The 23,115-nt window shown below is 60.1% G+C and carries 18 protein-coding genes; 11 read left to right on the forward strand and 7 right to left on the reverse strand.

Translation table 11 applies throughout. The features are described 5' to 3' along the window. Positions 1 to 127 precede the first annotated feature (127 nt). The 7 genes from lepA to pdxJ all read left to right on the forward strand — a co-directional run bounded on the left by lepA (position 128) and on the right by pdxJ (position 6,533). Entirely contained in the window at positions 128 to 1,924 is a 1,797-nt protein-coding gene (gene lepA / locus ACIQAL_RS20725) for a translation elongation factor 4 (protein WP_166596212.1), read from the forward strand. A 9-nt stretch (positions 1,925 to 1,933) separates the two neighbouring features. Then, a complete protein-coding gene (gene lepB, locus ACIQAL_RS20730; protein ID WP_166596213.1) occupies positions 1,934 to 2,788 on the forward strand; it encodes a signal peptidase I in 855 nt (284 codons plus the stop codon). Between the two features lie 105 nt (positions 2,789 to 2,893). Next, entirely contained in the window at positions 2,894 to 3,271 is a 378-nt protein-coding gene (locus tag ACIQAL_RS20735) for a DUF4845 domain-containing protein (RefSeq protein WP_166596214.1), read from the forward strand. Further along, on the forward strand, positions 3,268 to 3,957 hold the full coding sequence (rnc, locus tag ACIQAL_RS20740) for a ribonuclease III (RefSeq protein ID WP_166596215.1): 690 nt from the start codon (positions 3,268 to 3,270) through the stop codon (positions 3,955 to 3,957). The genes ACIQAL_RS20735 and rnc overlap by 4 nt, the downstream gene beginning before the upstream one ends. Beyond that, positions 3,950 to 4,852 (forward strand): GTPase Era, encoded by a 903-nt coding sequence (era, locus tag ACIQAL_RS20745; protein WP_166596216.1) that lies wholly within the window; start codon positions 3,950 to 3,952, stop codon positions 4,850 to 4,852. The genes rnc and era overlap by 8 nt, the downstream gene beginning before the upstream one ends. 180 nt (positions 4,853 to 5,032) lie before the next feature. Then, complete coding sequence (gene recO, locus ACIQAL_RS20750) at positions 5,033 to 5,722, forward strand: DNA repair protein RecO (protein ID WP_401148913.1); 690 nt, start codon at positions 5,033 to 5,035, stop codon at positions 5,720 to 5,722. 64 nt (positions 5,723 to 5,786) lie between these two features. Beyond that, positions 5,787 to 6,533 (forward strand): pyridoxine 5'-phosphate synthase, encoded by a 747-nt coding sequence (gene pdxJ / locus ACIQAL_RS20755; protein ID WP_401148916.1) that lies wholly within the window; start codon positions 5,787 to 5,789, stop codon positions 6,531 to 6,533. Positions 6,534 to 6,689: 156 nt separating this feature from the next. Here pdxJ and cmoB read toward each other — a convergent pair whose 3' ends face one another. The 4 genes from cmoB to lon form a co-directional block, all read right to left on the reverse strand. Then, positions 6,690 to 7,649 carry a tRNA 5-methoxyuridine(34)/uridine 5-oxyacetic acid(34) synthase CmoB gene (gene cmoB, locus ACIQAL_RS20760; protein ID WP_401148919.1) on the reverse strand — a complete coding sequence of 320 codons (960 nt, stop codon included), beginning with the start codon at positions 7,647 to 7,649 and terminating at the stop codon, positions 6,690 to 6,692. Then, positions 7,646 to 8,389 carry a carboxy-S-adenosyl-L-methionine synthase CmoA gene (gene cmoA, locus ACIQAL_RS20765; RefSeq protein WP_401148922.1) on the reverse strand — a complete coding sequence of 248 codons (744 nt, stop codon included), beginning with the start codon at positions 8,387 to 8,389 and terminating at the stop codon, positions 7,646 to 7,648. Before cmoA ends, cmoB begins: the two co-directional genes overlap by 4 nt. A gap of 88 nt (positions 8,390 to 8,477) precedes the next feature. Continuing rightward, entirely contained in the window at positions 8,478 to 8,870 is a 393-nt protein-coding gene (locus tag ACIQAL_RS20770) for a protease inhibitor I42 family protein (RefSeq protein ID WP_341962485.1), read from the reverse strand. A 243-nt stretch (positions 8,871 to 9,113) separates the two neighbouring features. Then, on the reverse strand, positions 9,114 to 11,528 hold the full coding sequence (gene lon / locus ACIQAL_RS20775; protein ID WP_166596222.1) for an endopeptidase La: 2,415 nt from the start codon (positions 11,526 to 11,528) through the stop codon (positions 9,114 to 9,116). 266 nt (positions 11,529 to 11,794) lie between these two features. Between lon and ACIQAL_RS20780 the strand changes: the two genes are divergently transcribed. The 4 genes from ACIQAL_RS20780 to ACIQAL_RS20795 all read left to right on the forward strand — a co-directional run bounded on the left by ACIQAL_RS20780 (position 11,795) and on the right by ACIQAL_RS20795 (position 16,153). Then, a complete protein-coding gene (locus tag ACIQAL_RS20780) occupies positions 11,795 to 12,466 on the forward strand; it encodes a methylamine utilization protein (RefSeq protein WP_401148926.1) in 672 nt (223 codons plus the stop codon). Continuing rightward, positions 12,463 to 14,817: a putative bifunctional diguanylate cyclase/phosphodiesterase gene (locus ACIQAL_RS20785; RefSeq protein ID WP_401148929.1), complete on the forward strand. Its 2,355-nt coding sequence runs from the start codon at positions 12,463 to 12,465 to the stop codon at positions 14,815 to 14,817. The genes ACIQAL_RS20780 and ACIQAL_RS20785 overlap by 4 nt, the downstream gene beginning before the upstream one ends. An 83-nt stretch (positions 14,818 to 14,900) precedes the next feature. Continuing rightward, on the forward strand, positions 14,901 to 15,722 hold the full coding sequence (locus tag ACIQAL_RS20790) for a DUF3034 family protein (RefSeq protein ID WP_401149305.1): 822 nt from the start codon (positions 14,901 to 14,903) through the stop codon (positions 15,720 to 15,722). Next, positions 15,722 to 16,153 carry a group 1 truncated hemoglobin gene (locus ACIQAL_RS20795; RefSeq protein ID WP_401148931.1) on the forward strand — a complete coding sequence of 144 codons (432 nt, stop codon included), beginning with the start codon at positions 15,722 to 15,724 and terminating at the stop codon, positions 16,151 to 16,153. The genes ACIQAL_RS20790 and ACIQAL_RS20795 overlap by 1 nt, the downstream gene beginning before the upstream one ends. A 328-nt stretch (positions 16,154 to 16,481) precedes the next feature. On the opposite strand, the gene ACIQAL_RS20800 is transcribed toward ACIQAL_RS20795, so the two are convergent. The 3 genes from ACIQAL_RS20800 to ACIQAL_RS20810 all read right to left on the reverse strand — a co-directional run bounded on the left by ACIQAL_RS20800 (position 16,482) and on the right by ACIQAL_RS20810 (position 22,923). After that, positions 16,482 to 18,902 carry a glucose/quinate/shikimate family membrane-bound PQQ-dependent dehydrogenase gene (locus ACIQAL_RS20800; protein ID WP_401148934.1) on the reverse strand — a complete coding sequence of 807 codons (2,421 nt, stop codon included), beginning with the start codon at positions 18,900 to 18,902 and terminating at the stop codon, positions 16,482 to 16,484. Positions 18,903 to 19,022: 120 nt separating this feature from the next. After that, positions 19,023 to 20,387: a carbohydrate porin gene (locus tag ACIQAL_RS20805; protein ID WP_401148936.1), complete on the reverse strand. Its 1,365-nt coding sequence runs from the start codon at positions 20,385 to 20,387 to the stop codon at positions 19,023 to 19,025. Between the two features lie 505 nt (positions 20,388 to 20,892). After that, on the reverse strand, positions 20,893 to 22,923 hold the full coding sequence (locus tag ACIQAL_RS20810; protein WP_401148939.1) for a TonB-dependent receptor: 2,031 nt from the start codon (positions 22,921 to 22,923) through the stop codon (positions 20,893 to 20,895). Between the last annotated feature and the right edge of the window lie 192 nt (positions 22,924 to 23,115).

Genomic DNA, 23,115 nt, shown 5'->3' on the forward strand with positions numbered 1-23,115 from the left:
TTGTATCCCGCTGTCGGAAGGCTCTCTGTCCTCGTGTGCAACGTGACGCCCCAGCCTTCCTTCAGGTACAATTCCCGGCTATTTTTCGGCGGGCAGTCTGCCTGCAACCTTTTTCGAGTGTTGATCCGTGAGTGATTTGAGTCATATCCGCAATTTCTCCATCATCGCCCACATTGACCATGGCAAGTCGACGCTGGCTGATCGTTTCATTCAAATGTGCGGTGGCCTCACCGAACGTGAGATGGAAGCCCAGGTGCTTGACTCCATGGATCTGGAGCGTGAGCGCGGCATCACGATCAAGGCCCACAGTGTCACCCTTTATTACAAGGCGCAGGACGGCATCACCTACCAACTGAACTTCATCGACACCCCCGGCCACGTCGACTTCACCTATGAAGTCAGCCGTTCGCTGGCCGCCTGTGAGGGCGCGCTGCTGGTGGTCGATGCCGGTCAGGGCGTGGAAGCGCAGTCCGTCGCCAACTGCTACACCGCCATCGAACAGGGCCTGGAAGTTATGCCGGTCCTGAACAAAATGGACTTGCCGCAGGCCGATCCGGACCGCGTCAAGGACGAAATCGAGAAGATCATCGGCATCGATGCCACAGACGCCGTGGCCTGTAGCGCCAAGAGTGGCATGGGCGTCGACGAAGTGCTGGAGCGTCTGGTCAAGACCATCCCTGCGCCGACCGGTAACATCGAAGACCCGCTGCAAGCGCTGATCATCGACTCCTGGTTCGACAACTATCTGGGCGTTGTCTCCCTTGTGCGCGTACGTCATGGCCGCGTCAAGAAGGGCGACAAGATCCTCGTCAAGTCCACCGGCAAGATGCATCTGGTCGACAGCGTGGGCGTGTTCAACCCGAAACATACCGCGACCGCTGACCTGAAAGCCGGTGAAGTGGGCTTCATCATTGCTGGTATCAAGGACATTCACGGTGCGCCGGTGGGTGACACGCTGACCTTGAGCTCGACGCCGGACGTGGAAGTGCTGCCCGGCTTCAAGCGCATTCAGCCCCAGGTTTACGCCGGTCTGTTCCCGGTCAGCTCCGACGACTTCGAGGATTTCCGCGAAGCGTTGCAGAAACTGACGCTGAACGACTCGTCGCTGCAATACACCCCGGAAAGCTCTGACGCACTGGGCTTCGGCTTCCGCTGCGGCTTCCTCGGCATGCTGCACATGGAGATCATTCAGGAGCGCCTGGAGCGCGAATACGACCTGGACCTGATCACCACTGCGCCGACCGTAATCTTCGAGCTGCTGCTCAAGACCGGTGAAACCATTTACGTCGATAACCCGTCGAAGTTGCCGGATCTTTCCGCGATCGAAGACATGCGTGAGCCTATCGTGCGGGCGAACATCCTTGTGCCTCAAGAGCACCTGGGGAACGTCATCACACTGTGCATCGAGAAGCGTGGCGTTCAGCACGACATGCTGTTCCTCGGTACACAGGTGCAGGTGACCTACGATCTGCCAATGAACGAAGTGGTACTGGACTTCTTCGACCGTTTGAAGTCCACCAGTCGCGGTTACGCCTCGCTGGACTATCATTTCGACCGTTATCAGTCGGCGAGCCTCGTGAAGCTGGATGTTCTGATCAACGGTGACAAGGTCGACGCGCTGGCGCTGATCGTGCACCGGGACAACGCCGCTTATAAAGGCCGGGCGTTGACTGAAAAGATGAAAGAACTGATTCCTCGTCAGATGTTCGACGTGGCAATCCAGGCCGCCATCGGTGGCCAGATTATCGCGCGTACAACCGTCAAGGCGCTCAGAAAGAACGTACTGGCCAAGTGTTACGGTGGTGACGTAAGCCGTAAGAAAAAACTGCTTGAAAAGCAGAAGGCCGGTAAGAAACGCATGAAGCAGGTCGGTAACGTGGAGATTCCACAGGAAGCCTTCCTTGCAGTGCTCAGGTTGGAATAGTCAGGCCCTATGTCACTAAATTTCCCGCTGTTGTTGGTCATTGCCGTATTCGTTTGCGGTCTGTTGGCCTTGTTCGATCTGATCATACTGGCGCCGCGTCGGCGGACTGCGATAGCGAATTATCAGGGCAGCGTGAGCCAGCCGGATGTCGCTGTCGTCGAGCAGTTGAACAAGGAGCCGTTGCTCGTCGAGTACGGCAAATCGTTCTTTCCAGTGCTGTTTATCGTGCTGGTGCTGCGCTCGTTTCTGGTCGAGCCGTTCCAGATCCCGTCGGGTTCGATGAAGCCGACGCTCGATGTGGGCGATTTCATACTGGTCAACAAGTTCTCCTACGGCATTCGCCTGCCGGTGATCGACCTCAAGGTGATCCCGGTGAGTGACCCGCAGCGGGGCGATGTGATGGTGTTCCGCTACCCAAGCGACCCGAACGTCAACTACATCAAGCGTGTCATCGGCCTGCCGGGCGACGTGATTCGCTACACCAACGACAAGCAGTTGTTCATCAATGGACAGTTGGTCGCCAAGCAACTCATCGGCTCAGAGCCAGGAACGCTGGGCAGCGCCGAGTTGTATGACGAAAAACTGGGCGCGGTGGAGCACCAGATCCGTCAGGAGATGAGCCGTTACCGCGCGCCACCTGACCACGAGTGGACGGTGCCGGCGGGTCACTACTTCATGATGGGTGACAACCGCGACAACTCCAACGACAGCCGTTACTGGGATGACCCCAATATTCCCAAGGACGAGCTGGGCATGGTGCCCGACAAGAACATCGTCGGTAAGGCCTTTGCCGTCTGGATGAGCTGGCCGGAGCCGAAACTGAGCCACTTCCCGAATTTCTCACGGGTCGGCTTGATCAAGTGACACTTATGCGGCGCTGTCTGACACAGCGCCGTATGTCATTTCAGCGAGCTATGCTGCAGGGCTCACCTTGCTGACAGCAAGGACGGACTATTCTTGAGGGCAAACATGACTTCTGCCGGTTCGCAAAAAGGCTTGTCGTTCATTGGGTGGCTGGTATTGCTGGCCCTCGTTGCATTTGCCGCGAGTACTGCAGCCAAGCTGGTGCCGCATTACCTCGATTACATGTCGCTGAAAAAGATCATCGAGGCCGCGGGGACGGACAAGACCGCGGATATCAACAACAGCAGCGAGTTTTATGACTATGTGGCCAAAGGCATGCAGGTCAACAACATTCGGGATTTGGATTTGAACAAGGCGTTAAGCGTGACGACGGAGAACAACAGGTTCCTCGCCCATTTGAAATACGAACAGCGTGAGCCACTGATCCAGAACATCGATCTGGTGGTCAAGTTCGACCGCGAATTCAGCGTGGGTAAACCGTGAGCGTGTCATTGAGTCGCCTGGAGCGTCAGCTCGGCTATACCTTCAAGGACCAGGAATTGATGGTCCTGGCATTGACCCACCGCAGTTTTGCCGGGCGCAACAACGAGCGTCTGGAATTCCTCGGTGATGCCATCCTCAACTTCGTGGCAGGCGAGGCGCTGTTCGAGCGTTTTCCGCAGGCCCGCGAAGGTCAGTTGTCCCGTTTGCGCGCACGTCTGGTGAAGGGCGAGACCCTCGCCTTGCTGGCCCGCGGTTTCGATCTGGGTGAATACCTGCGACTGGGGTCCGGGGAATTGAAAAGTGGCGGTTTTCGTCGCGAATCGATTCTGGCCGACGCCCTCGAAGCGTTGATCGGCGCGATCTATCTGGATTCCGGCATGGACATGGCGCGCGAACGCGTGCTGTCCTGGCTGGCCAGCGAGTTCGACAGCCTGACGCTGGTGGACACCAACAAAGACCCGAAAACCCGACTGCAGGAATTCCTCCAGTCCCGCGCCTGTGAATTGCCGCGCTACGAAGTGGTGGATATTCAGGGCGAGCCGCATTGCCGGACGTTTTTCGTCGAATGCGAGATCACCTTACTGAACGAAAAAAGCCGGGGACAAGGTGTCAGCCGTCGCATTGCCGAACAGGTAGCGGCGGCCGCAGCCCTTATTGCCCTGGGTGTGGAGAATGGCAATGACTGATTCAATTGCAACACGCTGTGGCTATGTCGCCATCGTTGGCCGGCCAAACGTGGGTAAGTCGACGCTGTTGAACCACATCCTTGGCCAGAAACTGGCGATCACCTCGCGCAAGCCCCAGACCACTCGTCACAACATGCTGGGCATCAAGACCGAAGGCGCCGTGCAGGCGATCTATGTCGATACCCCCGGCATGCACAAGAACAGTGACAAGGCGCTCAACCGCTACATGAACAAAACCGCTTCGGCGGCGTTGAAAGACGTCGACGTGGTGATCTTCGTGGTGGACCGCACCAAGTGGACCGACGAGGACCAAATGGTGCTGGAGCGCGTGCAATACGTGACGGGCCCGCTGATCGTCGCGTTGAACAAGACCGACCGCATCGAGGACAAGGCTGATCTGATGCCGCACCTGTCCTGGTTGCAGGAGCAACTGCCGAACGCGCAGATCATCCCGATTTCCGCACAGCAGGGGCATAACCTCGACGCGCTGGAAAAAGTCATCGCCGAGCAGTTGCCCGAAAACGATCATTTTTTCCCGGAAGACCAGATTACCGACCGCAGCAGCCGTTTCCTGGCCGCCGAATTGGTGCGTGAGAAAATCATGCGTCAGCTGGGTGCCGAGCTGCCGTATCAGATCACGGTCGAGATCGAAGAATTCAAGCAGCAGGGCAAGACCTTGCACATCCATGCGCTGATTCTCGTCGAGCGTGATGGCCAGAAGAAAATCATCATTGGCGACAAGGGCGAGCGCATCAAGCGCATCGGTTCCGATGCCCGTCGCGATATGGAAGTGCTGTTCGATTCCAAAGTGATGCTCAACCTGTGGGTCAAGGTCAAAGGCGGCTGGTCCGATGACGAGCGCGCGTTGCGTTCGTTGGGTTACGGCGACCTGTAACGGGTTGGCTGCGTAACGCCTGCTCAGGCGTTGACGTTAAACATTGTGGGAGCGAATTCATTCGCGAGACGCGGGTCCATCCGATAGACATGTGTTGGATGTGCCGGCCATTCGCGAATAAATTCGCTCCCACAGTAGTTTGCGGCGTTGGTAAATACGTATTAGCCCAATGAGATCTTAATGTCCCAAACCCCACCCGTCGGCCAACGCGCCTATGTGCTGCACAGCCGGGCCTATCGCGAAAACAGCGCACTGGTGGACTTCATTACGCCGCAGGGGCGTTTGCGTGCCGTGTTGCGCAGCGCCAAAGGCAAGGCGGGCTCGCTGGCGCGGCCGTTCGTGCCGCTGGAAGTCGAGTTTCGCGGGCGTGGCGAGCTGAAGAATGTCGGGCGCATGGAAGGTGCGGGTATTGCGGCCTGGCTGGAAGGCGACGCATTGTTCAGCGGTCTTTATCTCAATGAACTGCTGATTCGCCTGTTGCCCGCCGAAGACCCCCATCCCGGCGTGTTCGAGCATTACGCCGCGACACTGGTGGCACTGGCGGAAGGTCGGGCGCTCGAACCCTTACTACGATCTTTCGAGTGGCGCCTGTTGGACGACTTGGGTTACGGTTTTGCCCTCGACGCGGACCTCAATGGCGACCCGCTGGCCGCCGACGGCATGTACCGCCTGCAAGTGGATGCCGGGCTTGAGCGGGTGTATCTGTTTCAGCCCGGTCTGTTTCAGGGCGCCGAGCTGTTGGCGATGTCCGAAGCAGACTGGACCGCGCCGGGTGCATTGTCCGCTGCCAAACGGCTGATGCGTCAGGCGCTTGCCGTGCACCTGGGCGGTCGCCCGCTGGTGAGTCGAGAGCTGTTCCGCAAACCCTAGCAACACGACTTTTTATTCAGCGACAGGCCTGTTGCCTGTCCGTATCACGTTTCAGGAGACCAAAGTGACCCACAGCACCCGCATTCTGCTCGGCGTGAACATTGACCACGTGGCAACCCTGCGTCAGGCCCGTGGTACCCGCTATCCCGACCCGGTGAAGGCCGCGCTGGATGCCGAAGAGGCGGGGGCGGATGGCATCACCGTTCACCTGCGTGAAGACCGTCGTCACATTCAGGAGCGCGACGTACTGCTGCTCAAGGATGTGTTGCAGACCCGCATGAATTTCGAGATGGGCGTCACCGAAGAGATGATGGCGTTCGCCGAGCGCATTCGTCCGGCGCACATTTGCCTGGTCCCGGAGACCCGTCAGGAACTGACCACCGAAGGCGGGCTCGATGTTGCGGGTCAGGAAGCTCGGATCAAGGCAGCGGTTGAGCGTCTTTCGGCCATTGGCAGTGAGGTGTCGTTGTTCATCGACGCCGACGAGCGCCAGATTGAAGCGTCCGCTCGCGTGGGGGCGCCCGCCATTGAGCTGCACACTGGACGTTACGCCGATGCGGAAACGCCGACTGAGCTGGCGGAAGAGTTGCAGCGTATTGCGGACGGCGTGGCGTTTGGCATCCAGCAGGGCCTGATCGTCAACGCGGGCCATGGCCTGCATTACCACAACGTGGAAGCGGTGGCCGCGATCAAGGGCATCAACGAGCTGAACATCGGTCACGCGCTGGTGGCCCACGCGTTGTTCGTGGGGTTCAAGTCGGCGGTGTCGGAGATGAAGGCGTTGATTCTGGCGGCGGCTGCCAAGGGCTGATACACACGGGGAGCTATTGAAACACCACGATACCTGTGGGAGCGAATTCATTCGCGAGGCGGCGGTACGGGCAATGCATCTTCATTGACCGAACCCTCTTTCGCTAATGAATTCGCTCCCACAGTGGCTTTGGGTTTATAAAGGAGCGGTGCTCTGTCAGGCCTTGCGCCCAACGATCACCGCCCGACGCGGCGCGGGAAGGCCTTCCACGGTCTTGCCTGGATCGTTCGGATCGAGGAAGTCGCTGAGGGATTGATACTTCATCCATTCGGTACTGCGCTGTTCTTCAACGGTGGTGGTGCTCACGTCCACACAGCGCACATCGACAAACCCGGCGCGGCGCAGCCACAGTTCCAGCGCAGGCACCGAGGGCAGGAACCACACGTTGCGCATCTGCGAGTAGCGGTCTTCCGGGACCAGCACCTGGTGCACATCACCTTCGACGACCATGGTTTCCAGCACCAGCTCGCCACCCTTCACCAGGCAATCCTTCAGTGCCAGCAAATGGTCGATGGGCGATTTGCGGTGATACAGCACGCCCATCGAAAACACCGTGTCGAAGCCTTCCAGCCGCGCAGGCAGGTCTTCCAGCGCGAAGGGCAGATGCCAGGCAGGCAGATCAGGCAAGTAACGCTGCATCGCCTGGAACTGGCAAAAAAACAGCCAGTTCGGGTCAACGCCGATCACGCTGTCCGCCCCGGCGCCGAGCATGCGCCATTGGTAATAGCCGTTGCCGCAGCCGACATCCAGCACCCGCTTGCCGACCAGATCCAGATGCGGCGAGACCCGCGACCATTTCCAGTCCGAGCGCCATTCGGTGTCGATGTGCACGCCGAACACGTCGAACGGCCCTTTGCGCCACGGCGACAGGCCCATCAAGGCCGCTCGGGTCTGCTCGCGGGTGGCGTCGTCGCAATCGGCTTCCAGGGTGAAATCATTCTTGAGCTCGACGCGGTTCGGGATCAGGTCGGGCAGTGCGTTCAGAGCGCCTTGCCAGCGTTCCAGATCGCCGTGGCCTTTCTCCATTTTCGCGTCAAGTTGCGCCTGTAGGCCTTGGGCCCAGCCGTACAAAGGTGTGCCCGCCAGACGGCGAACGAGCGGTGCGAGATCAATCATGGGAGGGCAATCAACGAGGCGAAGTTAAGGCACTGGAACCACGGCACGACTTTGGAGAAACCGGCGGCCAACAGGCGTTCGCGATGCTGGTCGAGGCTGTCGGGTTTCATCACGTTTTCGATGGCGCTGCGTTTTTGGGCGATTTCCAGCTCGCTGTAGCCGTTGGCGCGTTTGAACGCCACGTGCAGGTCGGTCAGCAGATCATGTTCTTCGCCGTCGTTGAAACGCAGTTTTTCCGAGAGGATCAGCGCGCCGCCTGGCACCAGCGCCTGGCGAATGCGACGCAGCAGTTCCAGACGTTGCTCGGGGGCAATGAATTGCAGGGTAAAATTCAGCGCCACGACCGAGGCGGGCTGGAATTCAAGGGCGAGAATGTCGCCTTCGATCACGTCGACCGGCAGCAGCTCCTGGAACATGGAGTCCTGCGCGTTGAGGTATTCGCGGCAGCGTTCGACCATGGCCGTGGAGTTGTCGATGGCAATGACGCGGCAGTCTTCGGTGCGCACGTGGCGGCGCAAGGACTGCGTGACCGCACCGAGGGAACTGCCGAGGTCGTACAGCACGCTGTGAGGCTGCGCGAACTGCGCCGCGAGCACACCGACGTTCTCGACGATGGTCGGGTAGCCGGGCACCGAACGCTTGATCATGTCCGGGAACACCCGCACCACGTCTTCGTTGAACGCGAAATCGGGCACTTGGGCCAGCGGTTGGGCGAATAGGCGGTCGGGTTCTTGGCTCACGGCGGTTCCGAAGGGAAAACGAAAAGTGCGGCATTTTAGCGATTGTGTCGCGATGCCGAAACCTCAACTCATCGTTCGGTTTGAAGAGTCATTTCACCGTGATCGCGCAATCGAACGTGCGCTCCGGCCGTACTTCCGGCGCCCAGGGCTGTTGATACACCATCATCAAATGGCCCGTCCCCGCATTGGCGGCCTTGTAACGCCAGACCGACTGTCCCGAGGTGCCGACCATGTTGACCGCTTCCGGGGTGTTGAAGACTTCCGGGCCGAGCGCGTTGAGGATTGAGGGGGCGGGGTTCTGCATCAACCAGCGATGGCCGGTGGTGGGATTGCTGGGGAGCATGAGCATGAGGGTCTGGCCGGTCGTGAGGGTGATCGGGCAGTCTTTCTGGTCTTCAAGGGAGACGATCTGTTTCGGTTGCTGGGCGCAGGCGGCCAGCAGGGCCAGGCTGAGTGGGACAAGCAGGCGGGCAAGGGTCATGAGGGCTCCGGTCGTAGGCGACATGGGGCTGAGCATAACCGAAGACTGGGAGGATGCTAATGACAGGGATGGGAAGTCCACGATCTTGCTGGCGGTCCACGTCCGGTAGGAGCGAATTCATTCGCGAGAGGCCCGAACAGACGATACGCATGCATCGCCTGAAAGAACGGATCGCGAAAGAATTCGCTCCCACCGGTCATGAGTCAAACCTCCGGGAGCGGGCGCCGTCACAGGGTGTGTGGCTTAGAACAGCACCTTCGCCACGTCCGAGAAGCGTTTGGCGAAGTGCGCGGTGATGCCTTCCTTGAGGTAATCGGGGAGTTCTTCGAAGTTGCCGCGGTTGGCCTCGGGCAGGATTAGTTCGAAGATCTTCTGCCGACGCGCCGCGATCACTTTTTCCCGAACCCCGCCAATCGGCAACACGTGCCCAGTGAGGGTCAGCTCGCCGGTCATGGCCACGCCTTTTTTCGGTGCCTGGTTGCGAGCCAGCGAGAGCAGGGCACTGGCCATGGTCACGCCCGCGCTAGGACCGTCTTTTGGCGTGGCGCCTTCCGGCACGTGCAGGTGAACGAACGCTTCATCGAAGAAGCCTTTGTCACCGCCAAATTTCGCCAGATTGGAACTGACATAGCTGTAGGCGATTTCCGCAGATTCCTTCATCACATCGCCCAGTTGCCCGGTCAACTTGAAGCCGCGATTGAGGGTGTGGATGCGGGTCGCTTCGATCGGCAGGGTCGCGCCGCCCATGCTGGTCCAGGCCAGCCCGGTAATGACGCCGGTGCCCGACAGCACTTGCTCGTTGCGGAACACCGCCATGCCAAGCGAGGCTTCCAGGTCTTTCGGGCCGATCTTGACCACGGTGTCCGGGTTGTCCAGCAGCTTGACCACGGCCTTGCGCACCAGTTTGCCCAGCTGTTTTTCCAACTGCCGCACACCGGCTTCGCGGGCGTAGCCATCAATCACGGCGCGCAGGGCGCTGTCGCTGATGGTCAGGCTGTTTTTCGAGACACCGGCCTTATCCAACTGTTTCGGCCACAAGTGGCGCTTGGCGATGGCGAGTTTTTCTTCGGTGATATAACCCGACAGGCGAATCACTTCCATCCGGTCGAGCAGCGGGCCGGGGATTGAGTCGAGGGTGTTGGCGGTGCAGACGAACAGCACTTTCGACAGGTCCAGACGCAGGTCCAGATAGTGGTCGAGGAATTCGACGTTCTGTTCCGGGTCGAGGGTTTCCAGCAGCGCCGACGCCGGGTCGCCTTGATAGCTCTGACCCATCTTGTCGATTTCGTCGAGCATGATGACCGGGTTCATCACTTCCATGTCTTTCAGCGCCTGCACCAGCTTGCCCGGTTGGGCGCCGATGTAGGTACGGCGGTGGCCCTTGATTTCGGCCTCGTCGCGCATGCCGCCGACGCTGAAACGGTAGAACGGACGCCCCAGAGATTCGGCGATCGACTTGCCGACGCTGGTTTTACCCACGCCCGGCGGGCCGACCAACAGCACGATGGAGCCTGCGATCTCACCCTTGTAAGCACCGACCGCGAGGAATTCGAGGATGCGGCTTTTAATGTCATCAAGCCCGGCGTGGTGCTGATCAAGCACTTTGCGTGCGTGTTTCAGGTCCAGCTTGTCTTCGCCAAAAACACCCCACGGCACCGAGCTGGCCCAATCGAGGTAGTTGCGGGTGACGGCGTATTCCGGCGAGCCGGTTTCCAGCACCGAGAGTTTGTTCAGCTCTTCGTCAATGCGTTTGCGGGCTTGAGGCGGCAATGTCTTGCCTTCCAGACGCTGCTCGAACTGTTCGATGTCGGCGCTGCGGTCGTCTTTGGTCAGGCCCAGCTCTTGCTGAATGACTTTGAGCTGTTCTTTCAGGAAAAACTCGCGCTGGTGCTCCCCGATCTTGCGGTTCACTTCGGCGGAGATTTCTTTCTGCAGGCGCGCGACTTCGACTTCCTTGCGCAGCATCGGCAGGACTTTTTCCATGCGCTTGAGCACAGGCACGCAATCCAGCACTTCCTGCAGCTCGTTGCCTTTGGCAGACGTCAGGGCAGCGGCGAAGTCGGTCAGCGGCGACGGGTCGTTGGGGCTGAAGCGGTTGAGGTAATTCTTCAGTTCTTCGCTGTACAGCGGGTTGAGCGGCAGCAGTTCTTTGATCGCGTTGATCAGCGCCATCCCGTAAGCCTTGACCTCGTCGGTCGGCTCGTTGGGCTGGTGCGGGTATTCGACTTCCACCAGAAACGGCGGGCGGTGGTGCTTGAGCCAGGTCTTGATGCGCACACGGCTCAGGCCCTGGGCGACGAATTGCAGCTTGCCGTTTTCGCGGCTGGCGTGGTGCACCTTCACCAGCGTGCCGTATTCGGGCAGGGCCTTGGTGTCGAAATGGCGCGGGTCGTCGGGGGGCGTGTCCATGAAGAACAGGGCGAGCGAGTGGTGATCGGATTTGCTCACCAGCTCCAGGGTTTCAGCCCACGGCTCTTCGTTGACGATGACAGGCAGGACTTGTGCCGGGAAGAACGGGCGGTTGTGAATCGGGATGATGTAGACCTGGTCCGGAAGGTTCTGGCCGGGCAGGGCGAGGCTTTTGCGATCTGAGCCGATGACTTCGTGTTCGTGGTCATCATCGGACGAATGAGTGCTGTCTGCTTGCTGGTCGCTCATGGGGCACCTGCATGAATGGAGATGAGGCTTAGATGGGGCGGTCGGGCTCAGGTTTCAATAGTTATGGTCGATAGCATTGAATATGGAGTTCGATTGGAAGATCTGTGCGATTTATGCCTTTCATCGGTTAGCCATGTATGATGGCGTTGTGCCTGTTTTTATCGCGTGATCTTCCGGTAAGCGCCGGTTAAGCTCGTGGGGACGTAGCAATGTATTGCCAGGGCCGGCGCTTTTCTTTCACCGACCAAGCGTTCTGGATTCTGCGTATGAAGCCTGTTGTCTCATCGTTGCTGGTGGCTGCCTCTCTTTTTTTTGGCTCGGCTGCCTACGCCGCCACCCTGACTGCCGAATTCGTCGACGCGCAGGGCAAATCGCTGAGCGATGTGGTGCTGACCCTTCAAGGCCCGGCGGGCAAACCCGATCCTGCGCCCAAGGCCGACATGGACCAACGCGACCAGCGCTTCGCGCCGCATGTCTTGGCAGTGCGCACCGGCACGCAGATCAAATTCCCCAACAGCGACGACATTCGTCACCAGGTGTACTCCTTTTCCCCCGCCAAACGTTTCGAATTGCGTCTGTATGGCGGCACGCCGTCTGAGCCCGTGCTGTTCGACAAGCCTGGCGTAGTCGTACTGGGCTGCAACATCCACGACTGGATGCTCGGCTATGTTTACGTGACTGACGATCCCTGGTTCGGCGTGAGCAATGACAAAGGCACGCTGACTCTCGACCAAATGCCTGCAGGCCACTATGTGGCGACGCTGTGGCATCCACAGGCGCCTGACATGCAGCCTGTGCCAGGAGGCGAAATCGACATTCCGGCCGCGGGTCTGCACAAGCGTTTCAGCGTTACCGTGCAGCCCAAGGGTGATGACATGCCTGCAACGCCACCGCCCAGCGCGTTCGGCGATGCCTTTCATAAAGCCGCCCATGAATGAAACGACGAATTAGCTTTCAGGCACGCATTGCCGGCGTGCTGATCCTGCTGTTGTTGATCGTGGTCAGCGCCGTGTTTGTGGCCGTCCGGGCCGCGACGCAGGACGCTGTGCGCAAACAGGCCCAGGCTCAACTGGACGTGGGTACGCGGGTGTTCGAGGGTTTGTTGGAGATGCGCGGCAAACGGTTGCGCGACGCCGTGCAACTGCTGTCCAGCGATTTCGGTTTCCGCGATGCGGTGGCGTCGGCGGACTCGGCGACCATTCGCTCGGTCCTGCAGAACCACGGCGCACGCATCAACGCCAATGACATGTTCCTGCTGGGCATGGACGGCAAGGTGCTCTCCAGCACGGTCGAGCAGATTCCCGAAGGCTCACCGTTTCCGTACACCCAGGCGTTGCGCGACCTGAAGTCCCATAACCAGTCGATGCTGATCGTGCCGCTGCAGGGCAAACCGCACTTGCTGGTCGAAAGCACCGTCATGGCGCCGCTGCCCATTGCTCGCGTGGTCATGGGTTTCAGCATGGATGATGACCTCGCCCAGGAACTGCGCTCGCTCAGCGGTCTGCAAGTGTCGTTTCTGTCGGTGGTGCATCAGTTGCCGGGGCAGATCATCAGCACCCAGCCGCAGCCTTTGTACGACAGCCTTCGCGGGGTGATGCTCAGCACCGATCGCGGCCAGATGGTCATGACCGAACACGGCAATCAAAGCTTTCTCAGCAAACGTCTGGAATTGAGCAACACGGGCGACAGTAATGGCGATCAGGTCGTGGCGCTGCTGCAAAGCCCGCTCGATCAGGCCATGCAAGCTTTCGCGCCGCTGGATGAAAAGCTGTTCTGGATCACCCTCGTGGCGTTGGCCGGCTCGCTGATTGGCGCGTTATTGCTGGCGCGCAGCGTGTCGCATCCGGTTCGTGCCCTGGCCCTGGCCGCCGAGCGCATTGGCGAAGGCGACTACGGCACGCCGGTGACTCTTGAACGCAGTGATGAACTGGGTTTGCTGGCGGGCGCGATCAATTCGATGCAAAGCGGCATCGCCGAACGTGAGCAGCAACTGGCGCACAACGCGCTGCACGATGGCTTGACCGGCCTGCCCAACCGGGCGCTGGTGATGGAGCGTCTGGGCAGTGCGATTGCGGCCGAGCGGGCCGTGGCTCTGCTCTACCTGGGGATCGAGAATTTCCGTGCGATCAACGACAGCATCGGCCCGGAAGGCATCGAGCAGTTGCTGCAAGTGATGGGCGAGCAACTGCAACTGCCGCTGCGCCCCGGCGATACCGTGGCGCGTTTGTCGGGCAATGAATTTCTGTTGCTGGTCCACAATGCCGAAGTGGACAGCGCGGTTGCCGTGGCCGACCGCTTGCAGCGTCTGCTCCTGAAACCGCAACGCATTCACGATCACGACATTTCGCTGGACGCCTGCATCGGTATTGCGGCGTATCCCGCCAACGGTGACTCGCCGTCCGAACTGGTCAGGCGCGCCGCTATTGCACGTCAGGACGCCACGCAGATGCCGGGTCGTCTGCAAGTCTACGAAGACGGCCGCGACCTGGCGCATCAGCGTCAGATCAGCCTGATTCGCGACCTGCGCCATGCCCCGCGCAACGGCGAGCTGATGCTGCATTACCAGCCCAAACTGGACATCCGCAACGGTCGCACGCGTCAGGCCGAGGCCCTGCTGCGCTGGCAGCATCCGCAGTTCGGAAACGTCTCGCCGGCGGAGTTCATCGTTCTGGCCGAACGCACTGGCAGCATTCAGCTGTTGACCAGTTGGGTAATCGAGGAAGCGATGCGTCAGTTGGCAGAATGGGGGCGCCGCGGGCTGCACGTGCAGCTGTCGGTGAACATTTCGGCGGACGACCTGCTCAGTGGTGATCTGGCGGACCGTGTGTCGGATCTGCTCAAGCTGTACCGCGTACCCGCCGAACAACTGATATTCGAGATCACCGAAAGCGCCGTGATGCGCGAGCCAGAGCATGCCTTGAAGGTGCTCAATCGCCTGCGCGAATGCGGCATCAGTCTGTCGGTGGATGACTTCGGCACCGGCTACTCTTCACTGGCGCACCTCAAGCGGCTGCCGGTGCAGGAACTGAAGATCGACCAGTCCTTCGTGCGCAATCTCGATGAGACGAGCGAGGACGCGGTGATCGTCCGTTCCACCATCGAAATGAGCCACAACCTGGGGCTGAAGGTGGTGGCTGAAGGTGTCGAGTACGAACACAGCCTGCGGCTGTTGGAGCGGTGGCACTGCGATACGGCACAGGGTTATTTGATCAGCCGCCCGCTCACAGCGGTGGCATTCGAGGCCTGGATTGCCAAGGCTCACAGTTCACCCAGCATGATGATTCACTGATCGGGTTCAAGGTTATGACACGTCGTCTCTCGGCTGTTTTCAGCCCTGTGGTGTTAGCAAGTGTGGTGGGCGGTACCGGTGGCATGATTGCGCCGGTGGTCGAGGCCGAGCAGGGGCGCCTGATTGCGACCGGGGGTGCGAGCAGCATCGAAGGCGCGGCGGGCGGCGGGATCATCCCGTGGGCGGTGCTTGGCAATTACGACGAGAAAGGCGAATGGGGGGCGAACCTGTTCGGCACCCATATCAACCTTCCGGACTACACGCTGGACGTCGCGGGTATGGCAGCGTCCTACGGCAATCGCGTGGAAGTGTCCTACGCCCATCAGCGATTTGACCTGGGCTCGCTGGTCCACAAACTCAGCCTGCCCGAAGACAACCTCACCCAAGACATTTTCGGGGTCAAGGTGCGCCTGTTCGGGGACTTGATCTACGACCAACTGCCGCAAGTCTCGTTGGGCCTCGAATACAAGCATCAGAACGATTTCCTGATCCCCAGCCTGGTCGGAGCGAAACGCGATTCCGACGTGGAAGGCTATTTGACTGCCAGCCGATTGTTCATGGGCGCAGCGTTTGGCTACAACGTGGTGGTCAACGGTGGCGTGCGTTACAGCCGGGCCAATGAAACCGGTCTGCTGGGGTTCGGCGGCGACCGGCGCGACACCCGCAGTGTTTTGAAGGAAGGCTCAGTGGTCATGCTCTTCAACCCGCGCTGGGCAGTGGGCGTGGAGTACCGCGAGAAGCCGGACAACCTGTCGTTTGCCGGTGAGAGCGATTGGGCCGACGCCTTTGTCGGCTGGTTCCCGAACAAGCACGTATCGGTGGTGCTGGCCTACGCGCGTCTGGGCGAAATCGCCACGCTGGATAATCAGAACGGCACCTACCTGTCTGTGCAGGGGAGCTTCTGATGAGGCGGCTTTTGCAGTGGATGGGGATGTGGGGACTGGCCCTGCTGGTTGGGTGCGCTCAACAACCGCCCAAGGATGACAGCCTCTATCACGCGTTGGGTGAGCGTGCCGGGATTCAAAGGATCGTCGAGGGGATGCTGTTGCATGTCGCCCAGGATGATCGGATCTACAAGTATTTCGCGAAGGTCGACATCGTTCGCGCGCGGGACAAACTGGTGGAGAAGTTCTGCATGGAGGCCGGTGGGCCGTGTACCTATTCGGGGGATGCGCTGCCTGAAGTCCATAAAGGCATGAACATCAGTCGGAGCGATTTCAATGCACTGGTGGAGAATTTGATCGACGCAATGGATGAGCAGCATATTCCGGTGCCGACACAGAATCGGTTGATCGCCCGATTGGCGCCCCAGCGTGGAGAAGTGATCGAGAAGTAGAGGATTTCACGTCCGACGAAGTACCGTTTCTGGCCGAAGGCCGTAGGAGTTGGCTTGCCTACGATCGGCTGCGCAGCAGTCGTAAACCCGCAGAATATGGTCTTTCTGACACAACCAAAGGCTAAATTTTGCTGGCGCTGCGCGCCAGATCGTAGGCAAGCCAACTCCTACGGCCTTCGGCCAGAATCAAAAGACTAAATAGCGCCACCTCAGCATTCCTTCGGCCAGAATTAAAAGCTTGAACCGCACCAAGGCCTCGCTTGAACAAAAAAAGCGGTCACCTCTCGATGACCGCCTTTTTCATTCACATCATGGCTGCGCTAACCGATCACTCCGGCAGCTTGTAGGCAATGATGTAATCGCCCATTCGGGTGCCCAGCGAACCGTGGCCGCCCGCAACGATCAGCACGTATTGCTTGCCATCCTTGCCGGTGTAGGTCATCGGGGTCGCTTGGCCGCCCGCTGGCAGACGCCCGGCGAACAGCTCTTTGCCGGTTTTCACGTCGTAGGCGCGCAGGTATTGGTCGAGCGTACCGGCCAAGAAGCCGACACCGCCCGCCGTGACCATCGAACCGCCCATGCTTGGCACACCCACTGGCAGGCCAATCGGCACTGGAGTGTTGTCGCGGCTGGTGCCGTTTTTGTGTTTCCAGACGACTTGGTTGGTGGTCAGGTCCACCGCAGCGACGTTACCCCACGATGGCGCCTGGCACGGCATGCCGATCTGCGACATCAACGGGTGCATGATCACGGCGTATGGCGCGCCGGTGTTCGGCTGCACGCCGCTGGTTTCGCTTTCGCGCTTGCTGCCCGCTTCCACCTTGGCACGTGGCACCAGCTTGGAGACGAAAGCCATGTAGTTCGGACTGGTGAACATCAGCTGGCGCACCGGGTCGACCGACACGGCGCCCCAGTTGAACACGCCAACGTTGCCCGGGTAGATGATGCTGCCCTGTTCGGACGGCGGCGTGTACTGACCTTCGTAACGCAGCTCCTTGAACTGAATGCGGCAGAGCATCTGGTCGAACGCGGTCGCGCCCCACATGGATTTCTCGGTCAGCTCAGGCGGCAGCATGTTCAGTTGCGAACGGGCCTGGGTCGGCGAGGTATGGTCGCCTTGCGCGGCACCGGTCGGCGCCGGGACTTCGTCGATGGGCACAATAGGGGTGCCGTCGCGACGGTCCAGTACGTACAGGCTGCCTTGCTTGGTCGGCTGAATCACGGCCGGCTTCACGCCGTCCTTGGTTTTCAGGTTGATCAGCGTTGGCTGGCTCGGTACGTCCATGTCCCACAGGTCGTGATGGGTGAACTGGTAATTCCAGCGCACTTTGCCGGTGTTGACGTCCAGCGCGACCAGACCGGCGCTGAATTTCTCGGCGCCAGGGGTGCGGTCACCCCCGTATTGGTCAGGCATCTGGTTGCCCAGCGGCAGGAAGACCAGGCCCGATTTCTCGTCGACACTGGCCAGCGACCACATGTTCGGGGCGTTGCGCGAGTAGAACTGATCGGCCGCGATAGGGGCCGTGGCGTCCGGGTTATTTGGGTCCCAGTTCCACACCAGCTTGCCGTCGTGCACGTCGTAGGCGCGAATCACACCCGATGGCTCGTTGGTAGACTCGTTGTCGGTCACGTGGCCGCCGATGATGATCAGGTTGCGCGTGATCGCCGCAGGCGAGGTGGAGTAGTAACCCCCGGCGGTGAACGGGCCGATGTTGGCGCGCAGGTCAATGGCACCTTTGTTGGCGAAGTCTTCGCAGACTTTACCGGTGTCCGCGTTCAGCGCGATCAGGCGGGCGTCGGCCGTTGGCAGGTACAGACGACGCGGGCAGGACGCAGCAATCGCGGTGCCAGCAGCTGACAGCGCTGCGGCTGGGGCGCCGACGTCGGATTTAGCGTAGGCCGCTTCGTCATAGTACGAGACGCCACGGCAGGTCATGTGCGCCCAACCGGTGAAGTTCTTCGCGCCTTCCTTGGAAATCTGCGGGTCGTACGACCAGATGGTCTTGCCGGTGTCCGGGTCCAGCGCCAGCACTTTGCTGTGCGGGGTGCAGGCGTAGACCATGCCGTTGACCTTCAGCGGCGTGTTCTCGTTGGTCAGCTCGACCGGGTCTTCAGCGCTGGGCAGATCACCCGTGCGAATGCGCCAGGCTTCCTGCAGCTTGCCGACGTTTGCAGGGGTGATCTGCTTCAGCGGCGAGTAGCGATTGCCGTGTTCGGAGCGACCATACGCCTGCCAGTCGCCATCGGGCATCGGCTGCGGGTCGTACGCCACGCCCGCGTCATCGCGGTCCAGCGTGCCTTTGATTTCACCGGGGCTGGTGAACTGGCTGGCGATGGCGGTCAGGCCGGCCAGGACGACAGCGATGCTCAGCGCCACGGTCGGTAGACCACCCGGCTGGCCACGCAGGACCGGGCGACGGAACCATGGCAGCAGCATCACGATGCCGAGCACGAACCACAGCGACAGACGTGGCACCAGCTGCCACCAATCCAGGCCAACTTCCCACAAGGCCCAGACCGTGCTCGCGAACAACACCAGCGCGAACAGACCCAGTGCCGAGCGACCGCCCTGAATCAGCAGAATGCCGGTGATGATGAAGCCGATCCCGGTCAGCAGGTAGTACAGCGACCCCCCCAGTGTCAGCAGCTTGATACCCCCGGCCAGCAAGGCCAGGCCCATGATCAGAATCACCAGCCCGAGCAAGCTCGGCAGCAGGCGACCCTTACCGAAAGCACCGTCAGTGCTCATAGTGTCGTACTCCGTAACGATTAAGTGGTTGACGCTAAATCCGTTGTAGCGTTGTGGCTTGGAAGCCAAGGCCTTAACGCTAGTTCCTCAACAGGGATACAGAAAGATTAAAGAGGCCAATCAGAACGAGGATTGGATCTTCAGACCGGCCACCAGCGCGTCGTCTACCTGATTCACGCCGCCCGGATGGCGGATGAATTGCAGGTTGGGCCGCACGGTCAGCCAGTTGGCGACATGCACGCCGTAATACAGTTCGGCGTTGTATTCGGTGTCTTGCACAGGCAAGAAGGCCGGGTCGTTGTAGCCGCTGACCTCGTTGGCCTGATTGAGCAGATGGGTGTTCTTGCGGTACGCCGGGTTAACGTGGATGCGGCCGACCGCCAGACCGAGGTCGTCCTTGGGACGCGCGTCGAACGGGCCGGTGTAGGTGGCGCCCAACGCGACGTAGTTGTCGATCATGTTGGTCTTTTTGTCATGGAGGGTGCCGTTGGCGAACAGGCTCAGGCCACGGCTGTTGTCGCTGGCCTGGCTCGTCACTTGCTGGCGCAGGGTCAGCCATAGGCCGTGTTTGCTCGACGACGAGGCGTAATTTTCGCCGCTTAGCGCGGCATAGCGACCACGGCTGTCTTTGTAGACGTCGGTGCTGTCGGCGGTGCTGTAGTAGTAACCGAGGCGGTATTCGCCCGGCAGGTCGTTGACATTCGGCGACCAGACCAGCTCGACCGGGAGAACGGCGCCCTGAGTGCCGCTGCCACTGAGCTTGAAGGCGTTGTCGTTTTCCAGGTTCGACGGGTTCTGTTCGAACGCGCCGACTTGCACGAAGAGTTCGTGGGTGAGCTGGTATTTGACCCGCATCGCCCATTGGCCGACGGGCCAGTTGTACCAGATGCCGCCGCCCCAGTTGCCGACCTGCGAGCCGCACAGCGCCAGGTTCTGGAAATCGCAGGGGAAGGTGTTGAAGTCTTCCCCTTCGTTGAAACGGCCGACCTTGACGCTCAGTTTCTGGTCGAAAAATTTCTGCTGATACCAGAGGTCCGTGAGGCGCGTGATATTGCCCCGGCCCCAGACTTCCTGAGACGACGAGATTGTGCCCACGCGCGGGTCGCCAACGCGGTCGTTGCTGATGTTGTCGCCGTTACGGTTGGTCAGCGTGACCTGGAATTCGGCGTCGTGCCAGTCGAAGATCTTTTGCAGGTCCATGTGCGCGCCGAGGGCGAACTGGTCGGCGTAGCGGGTCGCCTCGTCGTGATCGTAGCCGCCGTGCAGGTTCGAGCCGACTTCTACCACCGCGTCCAGCTTGAAGTCATAACCCTGTCGCGACAGCTCGGTGCGCTTGCCTCCCCAATCCCCCAGCATCCACGGCGACTCGCTGTCGAACGCAGGCGTTGCTTGAGCGCACGTCGCCAGGCTCAGGGCCGCAAGCCCCAATGCGTGGTGATGATGAAAGGGGCGAAGACGGGGGCAACGTTTCGAATGAGCAGGCATGGGCGATGAGTTCTTCTTGGTGATGTGAGTGCGGCGCAGGCAGTTGCTGCGTCAATACGTCGCGTGGCATTGATTGACAGATCGACGGATTAAACGTTTCAGCTTTATGAGTGGCGCGATGATAGGGGGCTAACGAATTTTTAAAAAGACGGATTTGCGACATGAATAGTTACGATTGGCGTAACAGTGGTGCAGGAGTGAGGTAGCGCTGTCCCTTATATGGGGTGAGGGTTTAGCGGACCTTGCGGATCAGATGAGTGTGGTCAACCCTTGCAGTAAGCGTACAGATAAGTTTTTTTGAGATTTTTATGCAGCCGTGCCGAATACAGGACTCACAGGTTCCGCGTACTCCGCCAGATTTGGGGCCTGACGCGAGACCAACTGTGGGAGCGAATTCATTCGCGAAAGATCGGACAGGCGATACCTACGTGTCGTCTGCACTGACCCATCGCGAATAAATTCGCTCTCACAGGTTCTATGTCGTTTGAATGTCAGCGCTCGACTATCAGAACGTCGTGCGCAACCCCACTTCAATGCTTCGGCCTTGCGCCGGTGCGATGTCGCGCAGGATCGAGCTGGCGTAGCGCACGGTCTGGTTGGTCAGGTTTTCGCCGTTGACGAACGCCAGCCACTGACTGCCGCCAACGTTGAATGTGTAACCTGCGCTCGCGCCGAGGGTGGTGTAGCCGTCGGTGCCGGTTTCGTTGTCCGGCACGCGACCTTGAGACGCCGCATGTTCGACATCAATGCGCGCCTGCCACTTGTCCAGTTCCCACAGCAGGCCGCTGTTCAGGCGCAGAGGGGCGATACGGGGCAGGGCTTCGCCGGTGTCGAGGTTGGTGGCGCGGGTGTAATCGCCCGACAACTCCAAGGCGAATTTTCCGTAACGGCTTTCGCCCAGTTTCCAGTGGTCCTGTGCCTCGAATCCTGCAAAGCGCGCCCGCACGCCGGAATAGGTGTATTCCGGAATCCCGTCGGCATCTTCCTCGCCGTCGTCGTTCAGCGTACGACCTGTTCCCAGCAAGCCGATGTAATTGGAGAAGTGGCTGTAGAACACACCAACGCTGCCTTTGTGCGTGCCGTTGTCAAAGCGCAGCGCCAAGTCGCTGGAGACCGCCTTCTCTTTCGACAGACCGGCATCGCCGACTTCATAAGTACCGGTTGCGACGTGGGCGCCGTTGGCGTAAAGCTCGTAGAACGTCGGGGCGCGCTCGGTGTAGCCCAAGGTCGCGGCCAGCGACCAGATCGGCGTCAGGGTGTAGACCGCGCCAGAAGACAGGCTGCCTGCCGTGAAGCTGCTGGAGCGATCCGCGTTGGCGAAACGTTCGTTGCCTTTGCCGTCCGGGTCGACAGTGGTGTGCTCCAGGCGACCGCCCAGACTCAGCTTCAGACGATCAGTGGCTTGCAGCTCTTCGAGAATGAACAGCGCACCCGCATCGGTATCGGTCTGGGGCACGAAAGCTTCTTCGCCTAGCGCCGAGAATTCTGTGCGCGTTACTTGGGCACCTATCACCCCGTTGAGCGGGCCAATCGGCTGATGGCGCGCTTCGACCCGGGCTTCGTAGCCCTTGTTCTTGAACGTGGTGCCGACTTCGCCGTCCTCGATCTCCATGTGTTTGTATTCGGTATAACCGGCGTCGAGCTTCAACGAGCTGAACGGTCCCGACAGGTTGCGGATTTCTGAAGCGAAGGCGTAGTGGTCCTGCTTCATGCGGATGCGCACGTCTTGTTCGGCGGGCGATCCGTAGTTGGAGTCGTAATTGCTGTAGGAAAGCCCCGCGTAACCGTCGTCCCACGTGTAGGAACCGCCGACAGCACCGCCGTCCTGACGCCCGTCGCTGTTGCCGAGTCGGTGCTTCTTGTCGCCGCCATCCGGGTCACGAGCACGTTCATCGGCGGTGCGGGCGTAACCGGGGATTTTCAGGTCGTTGAATTCGCGCGCGTTCGCGTCCAGGTGCAAGGCGAACGTGCCGTTGCCCGCTTCCAGCTTGCCCGCGCTGCTGCGCGTGGTGTCGGCGCCGCCGTAGCGCAATTCGCCCGCGCCCTGAATGCCTTCGATGGCTTCGGTGGGGATGCGATTGTCAAACGTGTTGACCACGCCGCCGATGGCACTGCCGCCATAGAGCAGGGCAGCCGGGCCGCGCACGATTTCGATACGGTCAACGTTGACCGGGTCCAACGGCACCGCGTGATCGTAGGACAGCGATGACGCGTCCAGCGCACCGACGCCGTTACGCAGCAGACGAATCCGGTCGCCGTCCTGCCCGCGAATGATCGGCCGACTGGCGCCCGGCCCGAAATACGACGACGACACGCCTGGCTGCTTGTTCAGGGTTTCGCCGAGGCTGCCTTTCTGTTGCAGCGTCAGCTCATCGCCGGTCAATACAGTGCTGGGCGATGCCAACTGGTCGCTGCCCAGCGGGTTGGCGGTGATGGTTTGTTGTTCCAGTTCGATGGCGTACACCGGGGAAGCGATGAGCAACGAAGTGGCCAGCGGCGTCAGTCGCCAGAATGAGGATTTGGAGAAGCGGGACATGCTGCATTTTCCTTGGCAGGGTGAGACTCAAGCGTTCAGCCTGTTAGTGTTATAACATAACAATAAAAATGCAATCACTTTGGTATCAGAGATGGAGGAAATGCCTTTACGCCAACTCGTATGAGCGGGCGCTCGATTGATTTTTCCTGGGATAGCACATGTTATTTTGCGGCCAGTGGCGTGAAGGGAAGT

Source organism: Pseudomonas sp. NPDC088368 (genome assembly GCF_044753445.1).
Classification (GTDB): domain Bacteria; phylum Pseudomonadota; class Gammaproteobacteria; order Pseudomonadales; family Pseudomonadaceae; genus Aquipseudomonas; species Aquipseudomonas bambusae.